Annotated in this window: 17 protein-coding genes; all 17 read right to left on the bottom strand. The window is 59.3% G+C overall.

What is annotated here, in order from left to right:
* Positions 1 to 106 precede the first annotated feature (106 nt).
* Positions 107 to 1,135, bottom strand: a complete 1,029-nt coding sequence (locus DWV20_RS08155) for an ABC transporter ATP-binding protein (RefSeq protein WP_022094888.1) — start codon at positions 1,133 to 1,135, stop codon at positions 107 to 109.
* On the bottom strand, positions 1,135 to 2,226 hold the full coding sequence (locus DWV20_RS08160; protein WP_117564867.1) for an ABC transporter ATP-binding protein: 1,092 nt from the start codon (positions 2,224 to 2,226) through the stop codon (positions 1,135 to 1,137). Before DWV20_RS08160 ends, DWV20_RS08155 begins: the two co-directional genes overlap by 1 nt.
* 2 nt (positions 2,227 to 2,228) lie before the next feature.
* Positions 2,229 to 3,164 (bottom strand): ABC transporter permease, encoded by a 936-nt coding sequence (locus DWV20_RS08165; protein WP_118256772.1) that lies wholly within the window; start codon positions 3,162 to 3,164, stop codon positions 2,229 to 2,231.
* Positions 3,165 to 3,178: 14 nt separating this feature from the next.
* A complete protein-coding gene (locus tag DWV20_RS08170; RefSeq protein WP_117637996.1) occupies positions 3,179 to 4,216 on the bottom strand; it encodes an ABC transporter permease in 1,038 nt (345 codons plus the stop codon).
* Between the two features lie 156 nt (positions 4,217 to 4,372).
* The gene (locus DWV20_RS08175; protein ID WP_233539803.1) at positions 4,373 to 6,049 is read right to left on the bottom strand and encodes an ABC transporter substrate-binding protein; all 1,677 of its coding nucleotides are present in this window, start codon (positions 6,047 to 6,049) and stop codon (positions 4,373 to 4,375) included.
* Positions 6,050 to 6,342: 293 nt separating this feature from the next.
* Positions 6,343 to 6,597, bottom strand: coding sequence for a preprotein translocase subunit SecG (secG, locus tag DWV20_RS08180; RefSeq protein ID WP_006236144.1), 255 nt, complete (start codon positions 6,595 to 6,597; stop codon positions 6,343 to 6,345).
* Positions 6,598 to 6,761: 164 nt separating this feature from the next.
* Positions 6,762 to 8,315, bottom strand: coding sequence for a 2,3-bisphosphoglycerate-independent phosphoglycerate mutase (gpmI, locus tag DWV20_RS08185; RefSeq protein WP_118256774.1), 1,554 nt, complete (start codon positions 8,313 to 8,315; stop codon positions 6,762 to 6,764).
* 5 nt (positions 8,316 to 8,320) lie between these two features.
* Positions 8,321 to 9,088: a triose-phosphate isomerase gene (gene tpiA / locus DWV20_RS08190; RefSeq protein WP_022094882.1), complete on the bottom strand. Its 768-nt coding sequence runs from the start codon at positions 9,086 to 9,088 to the stop codon at positions 8,321 to 8,323.
* Positions 9,081 to 10,271 (bottom strand): phosphoglycerate kinase, encoded by a 1,191-nt coding sequence (pgk, locus tag DWV20_RS08195; RefSeq protein WP_022094881.1) that lies wholly within the window; start codon positions 10,269 to 10,271, stop codon positions 9,081 to 9,083. Before pgk ends, tpiA begins: the two co-directional genes overlap by 8 nt.
* Before the next feature lie 140 nt (positions 10,272 to 10,411).
* The gene (gap, locus tag DWV20_RS08200; protein ID WP_022094880.1) at positions 10,412 to 11,437 is read right to left on the bottom strand and encodes a type I glyceraldehyde-3-phosphate dehydrogenase; all 1,026 of its coding nucleotides are present in this window, start codon (positions 11,435 to 11,437) and stop codon (positions 10,412 to 10,414) included.
* Between the two features lie 193 nt (positions 11,438 to 11,630).
* Positions 11,631 to 12,560 (bottom strand): DNA-binding protein WhiA, encoded by a 930-nt coding sequence (whiA, locus tag DWV20_RS08205; RefSeq protein WP_035138886.1) that lies wholly within the window; start codon positions 12,558 to 12,560, stop codon positions 11,631 to 11,633.
* Between the two features lie 6 nt (positions 12,561 to 12,566).
* Positions 12,567 to 13,487 carry an RNase adapter RapZ gene (gene rapZ / locus DWV20_RS08210; protein WP_118256775.1) on the bottom strand — a complete coding sequence of 307 codons (921 nt, stop codon included), beginning with the start codon at positions 13,485 to 13,487 and terminating at the stop codon, positions 12,567 to 12,569.
* Between the two features lie 98 nt (positions 13,488 to 13,585).
* On the bottom strand, positions 13,586 to 14,272 hold the full coding sequence (locus tag DWV20_RS08215) for an N-acetylmannosamine-6-phosphate 2-epimerase (protein ID WP_117773757.1): 687 nt from the start codon (positions 14,270 to 14,272) through the stop codon (positions 13,586 to 13,588).
* 140 nt (positions 14,273 to 14,412) lie between these two features.
* On the bottom strand, positions 14,413 to 15,378 hold the full coding sequence (locus tag DWV20_RS08220; RefSeq protein WP_118256776.1) for an ROK family protein: 966 nt from the start codon (positions 15,376 to 15,378) through the stop codon (positions 14,413 to 14,415).
* Between the two features lie 172 nt (positions 15,379 to 15,550).
* Entirely contained in the window at positions 15,551 to 16,471 is a 921-nt protein-coding gene (locus DWV20_RS08225; RefSeq protein ID WP_035138887.1) for a dihydrodipicolinate synthase family protein, read from the bottom strand.
* A 68-nt stretch (positions 16,472 to 16,539) separates the two neighbouring features.
* Positions 16,540 to 17,391 (bottom strand): acetylxylan esterase, encoded by an 852-nt coding sequence (locus DWV20_RS08230; RefSeq protein ID WP_118256777.1) that lies wholly within the window; start codon positions 17,389 to 17,391, stop codon positions 16,540 to 16,542.
* A complete protein-coding gene (locus DWV20_RS08235) occupies positions 17,384 to 18,361 on the bottom strand; it encodes an alpha/beta fold hydrolase (protein ID WP_118256778.1) in 978 nt (325 codons plus the stop codon). The genes DWV20_RS08230 and DWV20_RS08235 overlap by 8 nt, the downstream gene beginning before the upstream one ends.
* Positions 18,362 to 18,375: the final 14 nt, after the last annotated feature.

Below are 18,375 nucleotides of genomic sequence, written 5' to 3' on the forward strand. Positions count from 1 at the left end.
GCAGGACGGAGGAAGCCCCGCAGCGCGTAGCGCGCAGCGGGGCTTCCGACATGTCCGAGGACGTTCTGAAAAGCAACACCAGGGCGGGCCCGAACGAGAACACCGACTACAGGTCGATGTGCGATTCCTTGATCGGGAACGGCTCGGCGAAGTGGCAGGCGCAGCAGTGACCCGGTGCGACTTCCTTAAACTCGGGAAGCTTCTCGGAGCAGATGCCCTGCGCGATCGGGCAGCGCGTGTGGAAACGGCAACCGGTCGGCGGATCCAGCGGCGACGGCGGATCGCCAGCGAGGATGATGCGCTTGCGGGTCTTCTGGATATCAGGATCGGGAACCGGCACGGCAGACAGCAGCGACTGCGTGTACGGATGGTGAGGCTCGCTATAGAGCGTTTTCCAGTCCGAAACCTCGACCATCTTGCCCAGGTACATAACGGCAACGCGATCGGAGATGTGCTGCACGACGGAAAGGTCGTGGGCAATAAACAGATACGCCGTACCGAACTTGTCCTGCAGCTCCTTGAGCAGGTTCAGAACCTGGGCCTGAATGGAAACATCCAGAGCGGAAACGGGCTCGTCGCAGATGATCAGCTTGGGCTTCAGAGCGAACGCGCGGGCGATGCCGACACGCTGACGCTGACCGCCCGAGAACTCGTGCGGATAGCGGTTGATGTGCTCGGGGTTCAGGCCGACGACGTCCAGCAGCTCGCGGACGCGCTCAATGCGCTCCTCCTTGGTACCCACGCCATGAATGGTCATGGGCTCGGAGACGATCTCGCCAATGGTCATACGAGGATTAAGCGAAGCATAGGGGTCCTGGAAGATGAACTGCATCTCGCGACGCATGTCCTTAATCTCATGCTTGCTCATCTCGGCAACATCTTTGCCCTGGAAGAACACTTTGCCGGCCGTCGGCTTGGTCAGGCGCATGATGGTGCGGCCCGTGGTGGACTTACCGCAACCAGACTCGCCGACCAGGCCAAAGGTCTCGCCCGGATAAATCTCGAACGAAATGTCATTCACAGCAGAGACGACACGCTTAGAGAAGCGCTTGGCGAACATGCCGGACTCAGCGGGAAACTCCTTAGAGAGGTGCTCGACCTTCAGCAGCGGAGTACGCTCGTTGGTATCTGCCATTACGCCTCGCCTCCCTTCTTGGAATCCTTGCGCGTACGGGACGTCTCAGGAGCGTTCTTGAGGAACTCGGGGTCACCGGAGTAGTGGCACGCAGAGTAATGACCAGACTCGGTGACAACGCGCTCGGGGCGCTGCTTGCGGCACTTGTCCGTCGCATAGGGGCAACGAGGAGAGAACACGCAGCCCTCAGGCAAGTTCATGAGCGAAGGCGGGTTGCCGTGAATCGGCGTCAGCGGCTTCTTCTCATCGATAGCCTGCTCCGGGATGGAGCGGATAAGGCCCCAGGTGTAGGGATGACGGCTCTCGTAGAAGATCTCTTCGGCAGTACCGAACTCGACGGGACGGCCGGCGTACATAACCATGATCTTATCGGCCATATCGGCGACAACGCCAAGGTCGTGGGTGATCATGATAATGGCGTTGCCGTTCTTCTCCTGCATTTCCTGCATAAGCTCAATAATCTGAGCCTGAATGGTAACGTCCAGGGCAGTCGTAGGCTCGTCGGCAATCAGAATATCGGGATCGCAGGCAAGGGCCATAGCAATCATGACACGCTGACGCATACCGCCCGAGAACTGGTGCGGATACTCATTGACGCGCTTCTCGGGCTCGGGAATGCCAACGAGGTCCAAAAGCTCGGTGGCGCGCTTGAGCGCCTCCTGCTTGGAGTAACCACGGTGCAGACGAAGGCCCTCACCCACCTGCTTGCCGATCTTATAGACCGGGTTCAAGGAGGTCATAGGATCCTGGAAGATCATCGCGATGTCGTTACCGCGGATGTGCTGCATCTCTTCCTCGGTCATCTCGAGGATAGAACGACCGCGATAGCGAACGTCGCCGCCCTCAATCTTTCCCGGAGGCATCGAGATGAGGCCCATGATGGTCATGGCGGTCACGGACTTACCGGAGCCGGACTCACCGACGACACCCAGGGTCTCGCCGCGATCGAGCGTGTAGGACACACCGTCGACAGCGCGAACGACACCGTCCTCGGTATGGAAATACATCTTGAGGTCATCGACCTCGAGCAGATGCTGGCCCTCGGGAACCGGCTGGTCCTTCAGGTCCACATAGTTCTTGTTCTTCTTCATCCTTATGCGTCCTTCATCTTGACGTCGAGGGCGTCGCGCAGACCGTCACCAAGCAGGGTGAAGGCGAGCACCGTCGAGAGAATTGCCAGACCGGGCATGATCATCATCCAGGGAGCAGTCAGCAGATACTGCTGACCGTCCTGAATCATGGAGCCCCACGAAGGCGTAGGCGGAATAACGCCCATGCCGAGGAAGGACAGAGCGGACTCGGTCAGAATGGCGCCACCAATGTTCATAGTCGCGTAGACCACGATGGAGGCAACGGAGTTCGGGAAGATGTGACGCACGACGATACGAGCATCGGATGCACCCATCGCGCGCGCAGCGTCAACATAGTCGTTTTCCTTGACCGTCAGGATTGCAGATCGGAAGACGCGCGCAATCGAAGGCCAGCCGAGAACACCGATGGCGATAAAGACGTTCTGAAGACCACGGCCGATAACGGCGATCATGGCGACGACGAACAGCACGTACGGGAACGCTAGGAAGATATCCGCACAGCGCATGATGATCGTATCCCAGATTCCGCCGTAGAAACCGGCCAGAGCACCCATGACCAAACCGATCACCGTGGAGATGGCGGTGGCCATAATGCCGACGGACAGCGAAACGCGTGCACCGTAGATAACGCGGACGAGAATGTCGCGGCCAAGGGCGTCGGTGCCAAACGGGTGCTCGGCACACGGAGCCAGCAGCGACGTCTCGGCCATGGTGGTCGAGTCGGAAGCCGTCGGCGAACCGAGCCAGGGCTTAGCCCACAGATCGGCGGTCAGGGCAACCAAAACGACGATGATAATCCAGCAGACACCGATAACGGCGAGCTTGTTCTTACGAAGACGCTTAAAAGCGTCGCCCCACAGCGTGCGGGACTTGGCGGGAGCAGATGCGGCCTTGGTGGCGGTAGCTTGCTCCTGAGACTGAGAATCAGTTTCCTGCATGAGACGTACCTCCCTTAGGCCTTATCCGACGGACCGCCAAGGCGGATACGCGGGTCGAGGAATGCATAGCTAATGTCGACGAGCAGGTTGATCACCATGACGACGACAACGATGAGCGTAACGCCGCCCATAACGATGGGCCAGTCACGCATGCTAATAGCGCGATAGACCTCATAGCCGATACCGGGCCAGTTAAAGACCGTCTCGGTCAGGATGGCGCCCGAAAGCATGCCGCCAAAGTCGACACCAATATAGGTAACGACGGGGATGAGTGCATTCTTAAGCGCATGCTTGATGATGATCGCGCGATTGGAGAGACCCTTGGCCTTTGCCGTACGGATGTAATCCTGGTTCATGACGTCAAGCAGCTGCGAGCGCATAATGCGGGCAGCATAAGCGGTCGAAACCGAAGCCAGCGTAATGGTCGGAAGCACATAGTGCATCCAATCCTGATACTGAGAGCTGGAACCGCCGGCACCCGAAATCGGCATGGAGAATGCGCCGCCGGTGGCATCCTTGAGGATGACGCCAAAGAACAGCTGCAGCAACATACCGAGCCAGAAGGCCGGGACGGCAACGAGGATCGACGTGGTGAGCGTTACCAAAATATCCCAGAAGGAATAACGCTTAACCGCCGAAATGATACCCGCACCGATACCCATGATTGCCTCGAGTACGATGGCGCACGCGGCAAGTTTGACCGTATACGGATACTTCTGGGCAAAGATTTCCGTAACCGGCAGCTTGCGCTGATACGAATTGCCCAGATCGCCATGAAGCAGGCCGTTCATGTAATACAAGTAACGGTCCACGAGCGACGTTTGAACGGGGTCGCCGTTCTCGTCAAGGATCGCGTTGCCGTCCTCGTCCGTCTGGACCAGGTGATAGCGGACGCGAAGCTGAAGCTCCACCTCGGGGGACAGAGCCTTGTCTCCACCGATCAGCTTGATCGGATCTCCCGGCACGATATTCTGGAGGGCGAACAGAATCAGCGTAACGCCCAAAAATACCGGGATGAACTGAAGCACACGTTTAACGATGTACTTACCCATACCACTCCCCTATCTAGGGATTAACCTAAATGGGATGCCGATCGCCAGACCGGCATCCCAAAATTACCATCAGCCAGTTTACCCCAGGTTAGGGAGAACTGTATGTTTCCCATGAGGTCTACGTAAATACTTGACCCTCACGGAAGCTGCAAACTCTTAGGCGAGCTCAGCGGTACCCAGCTCGGCGTGCTTCTGCGGATCGACATAGAGGTGCTTGATGCGATCGGAGCCGGCGATGGTGTGCGTGTAGAACATCACCGGGATGACCGGGCAGTCGGCAGCGACCATTGCGTCGGCCTCCTGCATCTTAGCGACGCGCTCTTCGTCGTCAACCGTGGTACGAGCCTCGTCGACCTTGGCGTCGAACTCGGGGTTGTTGTAACCAGAGCGGTTGTCGCCACCGAGAGAGGCAGAGTGGAACAGCGGATACAGGAAGTTGTCCATGATCGGGTAGTCGGCAATCCAGCCCAGACGACCGAACTGATAGTTGAAGTTCTGGTACTGCTCGAGCAGCGCAGACCACTCAGGGGTATCGGAGACAGCGGTAACGCCAACCTTGGCGAGGTCGCCAATGATGGACTCCATGATCTCCTTGTGACCACCGTCCTGGTTGTAGGAAAGGGTCACGTTAATGCCACGATCGCCGTTAGCGCCGGCAGGAGCAACCTTGTCGAGGTACTCGTTAGCCTTGTCGACGTCGTAGGCGCAGAACTCCCATGCGCCTTCCTTGTAGCCATCGATGCCCGGAGGAACAATGCCGTCGGCGGGGGTACGGGTACCCTTGAAGATGGTCTTGCAGATGGCCTCGCGGTTAATGGCCAGGGAGATACCCCTGCGCAGGTCGGCGTTGTTGAACGGCTCGGCCGTGGTGTTACACGTCAGATAGTACGTGGAAGGCTCGGAGCCGAGCAGCATGCGCTCGCCATCACCCATGGTGTAGCCGTCCTTGGACACGCCGCGATCCTTCTTGGCAGCGTCGATCTGAGCAACGGGAACGTCGCAGATATCGAGGTTACCGGCCTGGAACTCCTTGTAGGCGGTCTCCACGTCCTTGATGACCTGGAAGTGGATGCCATCGATCTTGGCCTTGTCGCCATAGTAATCGTCGAACTTCTTGAGGTTGATCTCCTGACCATCCTCCCACTTGCCGTCCATCATGAACGGGCCGTTACCGATCGGGGCAAGGTAGAAGCTCTTAACATCGGACTCGGCGCACTCGGGAACCGGGGACAGAGCCGGGTGAGAGGCGACGAAGGGGAAGTCGGCGTAAGCGGAAGACAGCTTAACGACGAGGGTCTCATCGTCGGGGCAAGTAACACCGCTGAGCTCGGTAGCGTTACCGGCAAGCAGATCGTCATAGCCCTCGACCATGGAAAGGTGATAGGAGACCTCGGAAGGACCGTACTCGGTAGCGATGGCTGACTTGGTGTTGACCAGACGCTCCCAAGCGAGCTTGAAGGACTTGGAGGTAACGTCGTCACCGTTGTGGAACTTGGCCTTCTTGATCTTGAAGGTGAACTCGGTGGCGTCGTCGTTGGCCTCGAAGGACTCGCAAGCCAGCGGGACGATCTTGCCCTTCTCGGCGTCGTAAGAGGTCAGAGCATCGAACAGCTGGTACTCGACCTGAGTGCCCTGATCCTCCTGGACGTTGTAGGGGTCGATGCAGACCGGGTTGTTGATGTAGAAGTTCAGCGTCGAACCGGACTCAGAACCGGAAGCGTCGCCGCCCTTCTTGCCGCATGCGGCAAGAAAAGCCATGGAGCTCGCAGCAAGGGTACCGCCGACAAAGGCGCGACGACCCATAACGGGCTGGTGGAACATAGAATCAGCCATGCCATCCTCCTTATGAGATAGGACAAAGAAATGTTCAGTCGGACATATGTCGAGACAATCCGATCCGAACCATCAAAACGCCGCCCGCTGCTATGGCTGGTTATGCACAACAGACCAACGTTTTGCAATATAGTAGCGCATTTTATGCACGATTTAGGGCTAATTCCGGTTAACGGTCGAGAATTTCTTTAGTTGGGCGAAGTATGTGGGGATATTTTGACTCTGTTACAAGTCTGTAAACAAAAAGGGCCCCGCACATGCGGGACCCTTTACAAACGTATATACGCCGATGCTTAGTAGCCGACGATACCCTGCGGGAAGAAGAACATGCACAGAACGACACACACGGCAAAAACGACGGCCATAATTACCGTCAGGCGATCGAGGTTCTGCTCCATGACGCCCGTGGCAGAGCTGGAGTTATACAGCGAGCTAGCGATCATATCCGAAACGCCGGTGCCCTTACCGGAATGCATCAGAACGAGAATCGTCAGCGCCACGGCAGAAACAGCCCAAACGACAAACAGAAGAATCTGGAACGGACCCATAGATAAGCTCCTTAATAGAACAATTCAAACTCCAGTACTGTACCACAACCTTCAACACTCCCCCACCTGCCATTTAGGGACGGGGTAGAAATGGCAGAAATACCAAAAAGGGGGTCGTCCGGTTGTGGACAACCCCCTTACTAGAAAACGGTATTTGTTTTCTATTAGGCCTCGGTGGCGAGCACGCGACCCGTCATCTCGGCGGAAGGCTCAATACCAGCCATGGTGAGCATGGTCGGAGCGATATCGGAAAGACGGCCGTCCTCGATACCGGTGAGCTTGGCCTTATCATCAACGATGATGAACGGCACGCGGTTGGTGGTGTGAGCCGTAAACGGATGCTTGGAACCGTCGGAAGCAACGTCAAACATGTGATCGGCGTTGCCATGGTCGGCGGTAATCAGCGCAAAGCCACCCTTGGCGAGAATCGCCGGGACAACCTTGGACAAAGCATCGTCAACAGCCTCGACGGCCTTAACGGCGGCGTCGAAGACACCGGTGTGACCAACCATGTCGCAGTTCGCGAAGTTCACGATGTAGAAATCAGCGCGATCCTCGTTGATTGCGGCGACGAGCTTCTCGGTAACCTCGGGAGCGCTCATCTCGGGCTGCAGATCGTAGGTAGCGACCTTGGGGGAAGCGACGAGCACGCGCTCCTCGCCCTCCTTGGGCTCCTCGATGCCGCCGTTGAGGAAGAACGTAACGTGGGCGTACTTCTCGGTCTCGGCGGTGTGCAGCTGCTTCAGGCCATTGGCGGCGATAACGTCGGCCAGGACGTTCTCGGGGAACGTCTTGGGGAAGGCGACCTCGACGTCAAACGTCGGATCGTACTCGGTCATCGTCACAAAGTGCGAAAGCTTGATCTGCTCGCGCTCAAAGCCGTCGAACTCCTTGTCCGTGAACACGCGGGTCATCTGACGAGCACGGTCGGGACGGAAGTTGAAGAAGATGGCCGCGTCGCCCTCGTGGATGCCCTCGTTGTGGGCAGCGAAGGGCTCGACGAACTCGTCGCCGCGCGGATCCTTCTCATAGTAGGCCTTGATACCGGCAACGGGGTCGGTATCGGCATCGGACGCGTTGACCATGACGTCGTAGGCGCGCTGGATGCGCTCCCAACGATTATCGCGGTCCATGGCCCAATAACGGCCCGAGACGGTGGCAACGCGAGCGTCGCAACCAGTCTCCTCGGAGATCTTAGCCAGGAAGGCGCAGAACTCACTCATGTAACCGGCACCGGACTGCGGGTCAACGTCGCGGCCATCCATGAAGGCGTGGACGCGAACGGTCTTGACACCATGCTCGGCAGCCATCTTGACCAGAGCCTCGACGTGGTTCATGTGAGAATGAACACCGCCAGGGCTCATAAGGCCCATGAGGTGAAGGGTCTTGCCGTCAGCCTTGACGTCGTCCATAGCCTTGACGAAAACCTCGTTCTTGGCGATGGAGCCGTCCTTGATGGCGTTGTTGATGCGCGAAAGCTCCTGGAACACGATGCGGCCGGCACCGATGTTGAGGTGACCCACCTCGGAGTTACCCATCTGGCCATCGGGAAGACCCACGTCCTCGCCCGAAGCGCCGAGCGTGGTGTGGGGATACTGAGCGTACAGGCTATCAAGGAAGGGCGTCTTGGCAGCGGCGACGGCGTTCTCGCCATCGGCCGGAGCAAGGCCGCAACCATCCATGATGATCAGGAGTGCAGGAAGATGACGCTGTGCCATATGTCCTACTCGCCTGCCTTGACGACCATAGAGGCGAAGTCGGCAGCCTTGAGCGAAGCGCCGCCCACAAGGGCGCCGTCAACGTCGGGCTTGGCGACGAGCTCGGCGATGTTGCCGGGCTTAGCGGAACCACCGTACAGGACGCGGATGCCGTTAGCGAGCTCCTCGCCGAACATCTCCTTGAGGGTCTCACGGATAGCGCCGCAGACCTCCTGAGCGTCCTCGGCGGTAGCGGTCTTGCCGGTGCCGATGGCCCAGATGGGCTCGTAGGCGACGACGACCTGCTTGGGGCAGGTGATCTCAAGACCAGCAAGGCCGGCCTTGACCTGGTTCACGACGTGCTCGACATAGGTGCCGGCCTCGCGGACCTCAAGGGACTCGCCGCAGCAGAAGACGGGAACAAGACCGGCGGCAACGAGAGCCTTGGCCTTCTTGTTCTGGTCCTCGTCGGTCTCGTGGAAGTAGTCGCGACGCTCGGAGTGACCGATGATGCAGTAGGTGCAACCAGCGGACTTGAGCATGTCGCAAGAGGACTCACCGGTGAAGGCACCCTTGGCCTCCCAGTACACATTCTGTGCACCGAGGGCGATGGGGGCAGCCTGAATGCGGTCATGAACCGTGGTGATGTCGATAGTCGGAGGGCAGACGAGCACCTCGACGCCAGCCGGAACCTCGGGCAGAGCCTGAGCCAGCTCGTCGGCGAGCTTGGCGGCCTCGGCGACGTCGTTGTTCATCTTCCAGTTACCAGCGATAAGAAGGGTGCGATTAGGCATCGAGAAGCGCCTCCACTCCGGGCAGGGCCTTACCCTCGACGAGCTCCATGGAAGCTCCACCACCGGTGGAGATCCAGCTCATCTTGTCGGCCAGGTTGAACTTGTTGACAGCTGCGACGGAGTCGCCACCGCCGATGATCGAGGTGCAGTCGGCCTCGGCGACAGCCTCGGCGATAGCCTGGGTGCCGTGAGCGAAGTTGTCGAACTCGAAGACGCCCATGGGGCCGTTCCAGAACACGGTCTTGGCACCCTTGACGGCCTCGGCGTAAAGCTCCTCGGTCTTGGGGCCGATGTCCATGCCCTCACGATCGTCGGGGATAGCGTCGGAAGCGACAACCTCGGGGACAGCGTCCTCGCCAAAGTGATCGGCAACGCGGTTGTCGATGGGGAGCAGGATCTTGACGCCCTTCTCCTCGGCCTTCTTGAGCATCTCGCCAGCGCGCTCGACCCAGTCCTCTTCCTTGAGGGACTGACCAACGGACAGGCCCTGAGCCAGGAAGAAAGTGTAGGCCATGCCGCCACCGATGATCAGGGTGTCAGCGGAGTCGATGAGGTGATCGAGAACGCCGATCTTGGAGGAAACCTTGGAACCGCCGACGATGGCGACGAAGGGGCGCTCGGGCTCGGCGAAGATGCCGGTCAGCGTGTCGACCTCCTTCTCGAGCAGGAAGCCAGCGACGGCAGGCAGGTAAGCGGCGGGGCCCACGACGGAACCCTGGGCGCGGTGAGCGGTGCCGAAGGCATCGAGAACGAAGACGTCACCATAGGAAGCGAGCTTCTTGGCGATCTCGGGATCGTTCTTCTTCTCACGCTTATCGAAGCGGACGTTCTCGAGAACGAGAACCTTGCCCGGCTCGACGGCAGCGACAGCCTCGGCAGCCTTCTCGCCGTAGGTGTCGGCGACAAAGGCAACGTCGAGACCAGAGAGCTCGGCGAGCTTCTTGGCGACGGGCTCGAGGGACAGCTCGGGCTGGAAGCCGGTGCCATCGGGACGGCCGAGGTGGCTCATGAGGATGACGCGAGCGTTGTGCTCAACGAGATAGTTGATGGTGGGCAGGGCAGCCTTGATACGGGTGGTGTCGCCAACGACGCCATCCTTGATAGGCACGTTGAAGTCAACGCGGACGAGAACGCGCTTGCCGTCGACATCGATGTCGCGGACGGTCTTCTTGGTAAAGGCCATGTTTGCTTCTACCTTTCGTACGTGTCTGCCTCCCATTACGGCAGACGATTTCCTATAAAAAGGGCGCGACCCTAGGGTGTAAGCCCTATAAGGCCGCGCCCTTCTTTAGACGCTCAACGAGCTATTCGCTAAAAGCTAAATTAAGCAACGAACTTCTCGAAGTACTTGATGGTGCGGACCATCTGAGAGGTGTAAGAGTTCTCGTTGTCGTACCAAGAGGTGACCTGAACGAGGGTCTGGCCGTTGCCGAGGTCAGAGCACATGGTCTGAGTGGCGTCGAAGATGGAGCCATGGGTCTCGCCGATGATGTCGGTGGAGACGATGTCGTCCTCGTTGTAACCGAAGGTCTCGGAGATGGTGGCAGCGTAGGCCTTCATAGCGGCGTTGACCTCGTCGACGGTGACCTTCTTGTCAACGACAGCGTAGAGGTTGGTGATGGAACCGGTCGGCGTCGGGACGCGCTGGGCGGCACCGATGAGCTTGCCGTTGAGCTCGGGGAGAACCAGGCCGATAGCCTTGGCAGCACCGGTGGTGTTGGGGACGATGTTAACGGCGCAGGCGCGGCTACGACGCTTGTTGCCCTTGCGCTGCGGGCCGTCGAGCGGCATCTGGTCGCCGGTCCAGGCGTGAATGGTGGTCATAATGCCGGACACGATGGGAGCGAAGTCGTTCAGACCCTTGGCCATCGGGGCGAGGCAGTTGGTGGTGCAGGAAGCGGCGGAGATGATGTTGTCCTCAGCGGTCAGCGTCTCGTGGTTGACGTTGTACACGATGGTGGGCAGATCGCTGCCAGCCGGAGCGGAGATGACGACCTTCTTGGCGCCAGCGTTGATGTGGGCCTGAGCCTTAGCCTTGCTGGTGTAGAAGCCGGTGCACTCGAGAACGACGTCGACGTCGAGGTCGCCCCAAGGCAGGTTGTTGGCGTCGGCCTCCTTGTAGATCTTGATCTCCTTGCCGTCAACGGTGATGGAATCCTCGCCAGCAACGACCTCGTGATCGCGAGCGTAGTTGCCCTGCGTGGAGTCGTACTTCAGCAGGTAAGCGAGCATATCGGGAGAGGTGAGGTCGTTGATAGCGACGATCTCGGAGCCCTCATGACCGAACATCTGACGGAAAGCCAGACGACCGATGCGACCGAAGCCGTTAATAGCAACCTTTACTGCCATTGTGTCTCCTTTCGTAAGGCCCCCGCGAGCTACAGCGCCCGCCGTTGAGGCCCACAAACTAACCACTCGCCTAATATACCTTTTTTTTGACTTGAATTTCACGAGAATGCTCGAAATTGAAAATCAAATTTACGTTAAAACGTTTTAAAGAATAAAATAGCAGCTAAATCCGTATATAAGTCGATACTTCAAACTACCTGTTTGCTTCAATGAGCTTTTCAAGCCTCAAAACTCGATGGTAGAGGGCCGACTTCGACAAGGGAGGGTCAGCCATCTCCCCCAGATCGCGCAGTGACAGATCGGGATAGCGCTCGCGCAGGTCGCAAAAGACTGCTAAGGCGTCCGGAAGCGTGTCGCGTAAACCCCGCTGTTCGAGCTCATCGATCAACGCAAGCTGATGCTGGGCGGCACCCGCACTTCTGGTCTGATTGGCCAGCTCGGCATTCACGCGACGGTTTACGTCGTTCTTAACCAATTTGACCGCGCGCGCTTCCTCGATCTCGGCAACGCTGCGCTTGGCGCCGACCAGCTTTAGAAGCTGCTCGATCTCCTCGGCGCTCTTAATGTAGACGGCAAAGGACCCGCGCCGCGCGTTAACGCGCGCATGGACCCCAATCTGCTCCAATAGATCGCAAAGTCCCCGGGCATACTGCTCGCCCTGCACCGCGATCTCCAAATGAAAGTCGCCGCGGGGATCGGCCACGAAACCGCCGGCGATGAGCGCGCCGCGGATGTAGGCAAGCCTGCAGCAGGGACGGGCAACGATGTGCCGGGGAACACCAGCGACGAGCCCTCCCCTGCGGTCGAGGATGCCCAGCAGCACCAGAGCCTTGTCCAGGTCGGGTTGATCGGGCAGGGTAATGAGATAGTTACGGACCTTATGCAAGACCGATTTACGAACGGTGAATTCCGTTTTGAGCTTAAGGATGCGATGCGTCAGTGTGATCATCGTGCGCGCGACGGCACCCGTCTCGGTCGCGACCGTCAAACGATACCGCCCGGAGCCGGCCAGCGAAAGTGTACCGCTCACACGCGTCAGGGCGGCAAGCGTCGACAAATCGCAGTATTCACATTCGGGTTCGCAGCGCGCGAGCTCGTCACGCACCTCGGCGGTAAACGACATGCAGGCCTATGCTTTCGTGTTGGCGCGCGACAGGTCGCGATGAGAAATGCTCACGTGATACTGGGCGCCTTCCAAATAACGTGCTGTGGCCTCGGCGATGGCAACGCTGCGGTGTTGACCGCCCGTGCAACCGATGGCAATAGAAAGCTGTGGCTTGCCCTCCGCGATATAGCCGGGCATGACCGTATCGAGCAGCTGCGTCCAGGCCTTCCAGAACTCCTGGGTCTTGGGATGGTCCAGAACAAAGTCAGAGACTTTCTTATCGAGACCGGTCATCGTGCGCATCTCGGGATCGTAGAACGGATTGGGCAGGAAGCGAACGTCGATCATAATGTCCGCCTCGACGGGCATACCGTGCTTAAAGCCAAACGAGAACACGTGAACGTCCATGAGCTGCTGGTCGGACAACTCGGAGAACGCCATGCGCAATTTGTTGCGCAGAGCAGAGGTGCGCAAGCGGCTCGTATCGATAATCATGTCAGCTCGGTCGCGAACGCCCTGCAGCTGCAGGCGCTCGCGCTGAATCGCATCGGCCGTAGTCTCCCCCGGCTTGGCAATGGGATGGCGGCGGCGGTTTTCACTATAACGACGGATCAGCACCTCGTCAGAGGCCTCGAGAAACACGATGTCACAGCTCATCTCGCGCTCCTCGAGTGCGGCAGCGGCATCGAGCAGCTCATCGAACAAGCCCTGGCTGCGCAGGTCGCAGGTGACGGCAAGATGCCTGCCCACGCCCGTATTGATGCCGACGAGTTCGGCAAGCTGGGCGATCAGACGCGGAGGCAGGTTATCAATGCAAAAATAGCCCATGTCCTCGAACACATGCATGGCCTGCGTTCGGCCCGATCCAGACATTCCGGTGATGATGACGATATCGGGGATGCGCTCCGAGCGCTCCGCCGCATCCATGGCATCTCCCTTTTGCATGTGTGCCTCCTAAAACAAGCGCGGGACCCGGCCAGCGGATCCCGCGCGATCAATTGCCTTTATTGAGTATACCGCCCCAAGCGGATACGAGGTCCGTCTTACGCCTCAAGCGCGGCTTTGAACCAACTCGTAATACTCGTGGGGTGCGTAATGGCGGTGCCCACGACAACTGCCCAGGCGCCCGCATCAATTGCGGCGCGGGCCTCCTCGGGCGTGTGCACGCGGCCCTCGCAGATGATGGGAAGACCGGGGAATTCCTCGGTCGCCTGACGCAGGAGCGGCAGGTCGGGACCGTCGGCCATGGTGCAATCGATAGCGGCAACACCATGAGAAAGCGTAGTGGACACCAGGTCGAAGCCCATATCGACAGCACGACGAATATCCTCGATGGTGGCACAGTCGGCCATCAGGAGCACGCCCTCCTCGTGCAGCGGACGGAAGGTGTCCTCGATGGTCTTGCCATCGGGACGTGGGCGATCAGTGGCATCAATTGCCACGATGTCGGCACCGGCGGCAACGCAGGCGCGAGCATGACGCAGCGTCGGCGTGATGTAGACGCCCTCGTGTCCATCCTTCCACAAGCCGATGACGGGGACCTCGCAGCGGCCCTTAATGGCGGCGATGTCGGCAAGACCCTGGCAACGAATAGCGGCAGCACCGCCAAGCTCGCAGGCGCGAGACATCTGAGCCATGGTTTCGGGCGTACGAAGCGGCTCGCCCATATACGCCTGAACGCTCACGACGAGCTTGCCCTTTAGGGACTGGATCAAAGGATCAACGGTCATGTTCGACTCAACCTTTCTCAAAACAGCCTTCTGAGACACCGCACCTTGACGTTCAAACCGTCGCTCGCGTACCGAAGTACGCTTCGCTCCTCTTTCACGTCAATCTGCGGCACCTCAGAAGGCGCACTTGGTAGTTATGTTTACTTCAACGACGCAAGAAGGTGTTCGGCGGCGCCGATGAGCGGCGCGTCGCCCTCCAGAGAACCGATGAGGATCGGCGTGTCCTGAAGCGGGTCGAGCGCCTGGCTGGCATAGCCCTCGTGCACCGAGTCCTTCCACGTTTGCGAACGCCAATCGGGACCCTGGTGAATCACACCTCCCGAAAGCACGATGACCTCGGGATCCAAGATGTTGGCAAGCGAGCCCAAGCTGGCGCCCAGCGCAAAGCCGGCGTCATGGATGACCTCGGTCGCCTTTGCGTCGCCCGCACGGCACAGGTCGTTCACATCGCGACCGACCGAAGGACGGCTGGGGTCAACTCGACCGAAGCGCTCGTCGTACACACGGCCAATCGAGGTGCCCGAGGCTACCGACTCAAGATGGCCAGAACGACCACAGGCGCAGGGAATTCCGGCAGCAGCCGAGCACTCGATATGGCCCATATGGCCGGCAGCACCATGGAAGCCCTGCATCACGCGGCCGTTCTCGACATATGCGCCGCCGATGCCCGTGCCGATGCCCAGACACAAGACGGAGAACTTGCCCTTACCGACGCCCCAGTGGGCCTCGCCCAGAGCATGAGCCTGCACGTCGCCCACAACGGCAACAGGAAGACCAAGGTCCTCGCGCAGACGCGGCCCCAACTGAACACCGGACCAGCCGGGCATAATCTCGTTGGCATACGCGATGGCGCCCGTCTTGGGATCGACGACGCCGGCGGCACCGATACCGACACCGAGGACCTCGACATCGGGATTCGCCTCAAGAGCGGCCTTGATGGACGCCTCGATACGCTGGAAGACAGCCTCGCCGCCCTCCTGGGCCTCGGTAGGAACCTCGGCCTCAAATACGGGATGGGGCACGCTGCCGTCAGCCGGATACTCCATAATGGCAGTCGCAATCTTGGTGCCGCCGATATCGACGGAGCAAACGTACTTGTTCTCCATGTCGCTCTCCTTAGGAGATAAAAACAACTACAGGAAATGCGCCGTCAGGCTAGCCGTCACAGCGCAGTAAAGGTTATCCAGGTGCCCGAGATCGCCGAGAAACCGTGTGGCCATTGACCTAATGGGTCATGGCCACACGGTTGAGGTGCGAGGTCGGGTGCCTGGGAAAGCTTTACAGGAGACCGTTGTCCTGGAGGACCTTCTTAATCGCCTCGACGTTCTCGCCGGTCATGGCCTTCACCGGGCGCGGCATGGTCGGGCTGTCGAAGATGCCCATGAGATTCATAGCGGTCTTGAAGGCACCAACGCCGCCGGCATAGCCCTGAACGCCCGAGGTGACATCCCAGATGTGGGAGATCTCGTTGAGGCGATCCTGCTCGGCCTTGACGGTAGCCCAGTCGCCGGCCTGAGCGGCCTTCCACTGACGCACGTAGCCCTCGGGCTCAACGTTGGCGAGACCCGGGACGGAACCGTCGGCGCCACCGAGGTAGGCGCCGTCGACAACAACCTCGTGACCGGTGAGGATGCTCATCGGGTGGCCGTTCTTCTCGTTCTCCTGAACGAGATAGCGGAACGAGATGTCATCGCCCGAGGAATCCTTGACGCCGGCCAGGACGCCCTCGGCGCCGAGCTTGGCAAGGAGCTTCCAGGGGAGCTTGGTGTGGACGCACACGGGGATGTCGTAGGCAAAGATGGGCAGGTCGAGTTCCTCGTGCAGGATGCGGAAGTGCTCCTCGACCTCGGTCATGCCCTGCAGGGCATAGAACGGGCAGGTGGCGACAAGCGCGTCGGCGCCCAGCTCCTGGGCGACCTTGCCGTGCTCGATCATGCGCTCGGTCTCGGTGTCGATGATGCCGACCAGAACAGGCACGCGGTGATCGACGATGCGCACGGCCTCGGCGATGATCTGACGACGACGCTCGTCGGTGGAGAAGACGACCTCGCCCGAGGAGCCCAGGAAGAACAGGCCATCGACGCCGGCATCGATCATGCGGTTGATGCTGCGCTCAAAGGAAGCAACGTCGAGCTGGTGGTCTTCGGTATCGGGAACAACAACGGGAGGGATAACGCCGGTGAATTTCTGAGTTGCCACAAGAATCTCCTTAGTTGTCTGGCGGGCGACCCTATGCCACCCACTCTTGTTGGCAGTGTCCAGGCCGTCTAGGCCAAAGAACACGGGTAGAACGTTTGGTTAAAGAAGTCGACGACTTCGTTTTCGAACGCATTGATGCGCTCGTGAGCGTATTTGGCATAGATGATATGCCTCCGGTCACACTCAAGACCGTTGAACACGGCAAACTGGCCCTTGGGGTCGCTCACGGTATCCATGAGCGAAGTGCCCATGAGCACCGAGCCGCGCACCCGAGACGACAGCGCCTCGAGGCCACCGGGCAGCGGGTTGGCAACCGCCGTGCAGGCGAGGCCCTGCTCATCCAGAGCAGAAACCGCCAGCGCGACTCCGCCGCCAAGGCCCTCGCCCCATGCAAAGATGCGGTCGGGGTCCATGCCATCAAGATTGCGCGCAACCTTCGCCATCGCGCAACCCCAACGGACGCGCTCGACAAAAGCGGTCGAATCAATCCCCCGCTGCAGGTCGTCCGCACCAGCAACATCGTCATCCAGCGCGAGGACGGCATACCCCATGGCGGTAAATCTCGTCATGTGATGCCAGCCTCGCACAGGCCGATCAATGTCGTGGAACATCAGGCACAGCGGCACGCGCTCAGATACTCGGGCACGACCGACAGGCTCAATCAAACGAGCGTGGACCGCATCGTCACCGAGTTCAAAGGAAACCTCCGAGTAACGGGCGCATGGGTTAACAAAGTCAATCGCCGTAATGGCCAGGCCTTGAATCTCAAGATTCGAAGCGCATGTCTCTAAATCAGAAACATCTGCTTGGACATCACCGTGCCAGTCCCGATATTCTGCGAGCCTTGACGAAACCGTTCCAGGAATTCCCACGAGCCCGGGGACTATCAGCTCGTCAACATTGCTCTCGCACTTAGACATGAGCCTCCCCTCCCTCGCAGAAAAACGGAATGATCAGATCATCAAAGTCCTGAATCTCCTCGTGGCCAAAGCCCTCAAAGAACTTATGACGCTTATCGCAGGTCAAGTTGTTGTAGACCGCAAACTGCGTCGCCGGCGGACAGACGATATCGGCCGTGCCCGTGCCAAACAGAACAGGGCATTTGACCATGGGGGCAAAGTTCTTGGAATCGAAGTACGCCAGCTTGGCATAGGCTTCCTCGATACGAGTCGAGTCCTCGTCAAACCAACGCGACCAATAGCGCAGACCCTCGTAGGCAATATCGTCGGCATCCAGATCCCAAACCAGGCGGAAGTCCGATAAGAAGGGATAGAGGATAGCCGCGCGGTCAACCAAATCGCTATTGAGCGCGCAGGTTGCAATACCCAAACCGCCGCCCTGCGATGCGCCGTTCACAAATACGCGGGTAAGATCGATGCCCTCGAGCTCGCGAACGATACGGCACAAAATGCGGATATCCTGGTGTAGGCGGACATAGTAGAGGTTGGCCGGGTCGCCGTCGATACCGGCGACGATATGGCCCGCGACCGTCGTGCCCTCAAATCCACCAATATCCTCGGAGGGACCACCCTGGCCGGGGCAATCGAGGGCGATGAGCGCCATGCCCATGCCCGCAAACGACGCCTGCTCAAACCAGCTGCGGCTCGCACCCGGATATCCATGGAACTGAAGCACCAACGGCATGGGCTCCTCCGAGACCGGCTTGAGGTACTTGGCATGCAGGCGTGCACCACACATGCCAGTATACCAGAGGTCGAAAAACCGACAGGTCGCGGAATCCGCAACCGAAGCCGCCTCGATAGCGTAGTCGAGCTCGACGGCGTCGGCCTCGGCCATGCGGTCCTTCCAAAAGAGATCGAAATCCGATGGACGGGGCATAGCGCCTCGATATTCACCAAATTGCTGTTGTAGCTCTTGAGCACTTGGCATGGCTCGTGAACCCA

The sequence above is a fragment of the Collinsella sp. AF02-46-1 genome (assembly GCF_003465825.1).
Taxonomy (GTDB): domain Bacteria; phylum Actinomycetota; class Coriobacteriia; order Coriobacteriales; family Coriobacteriaceae; genus Collinsella.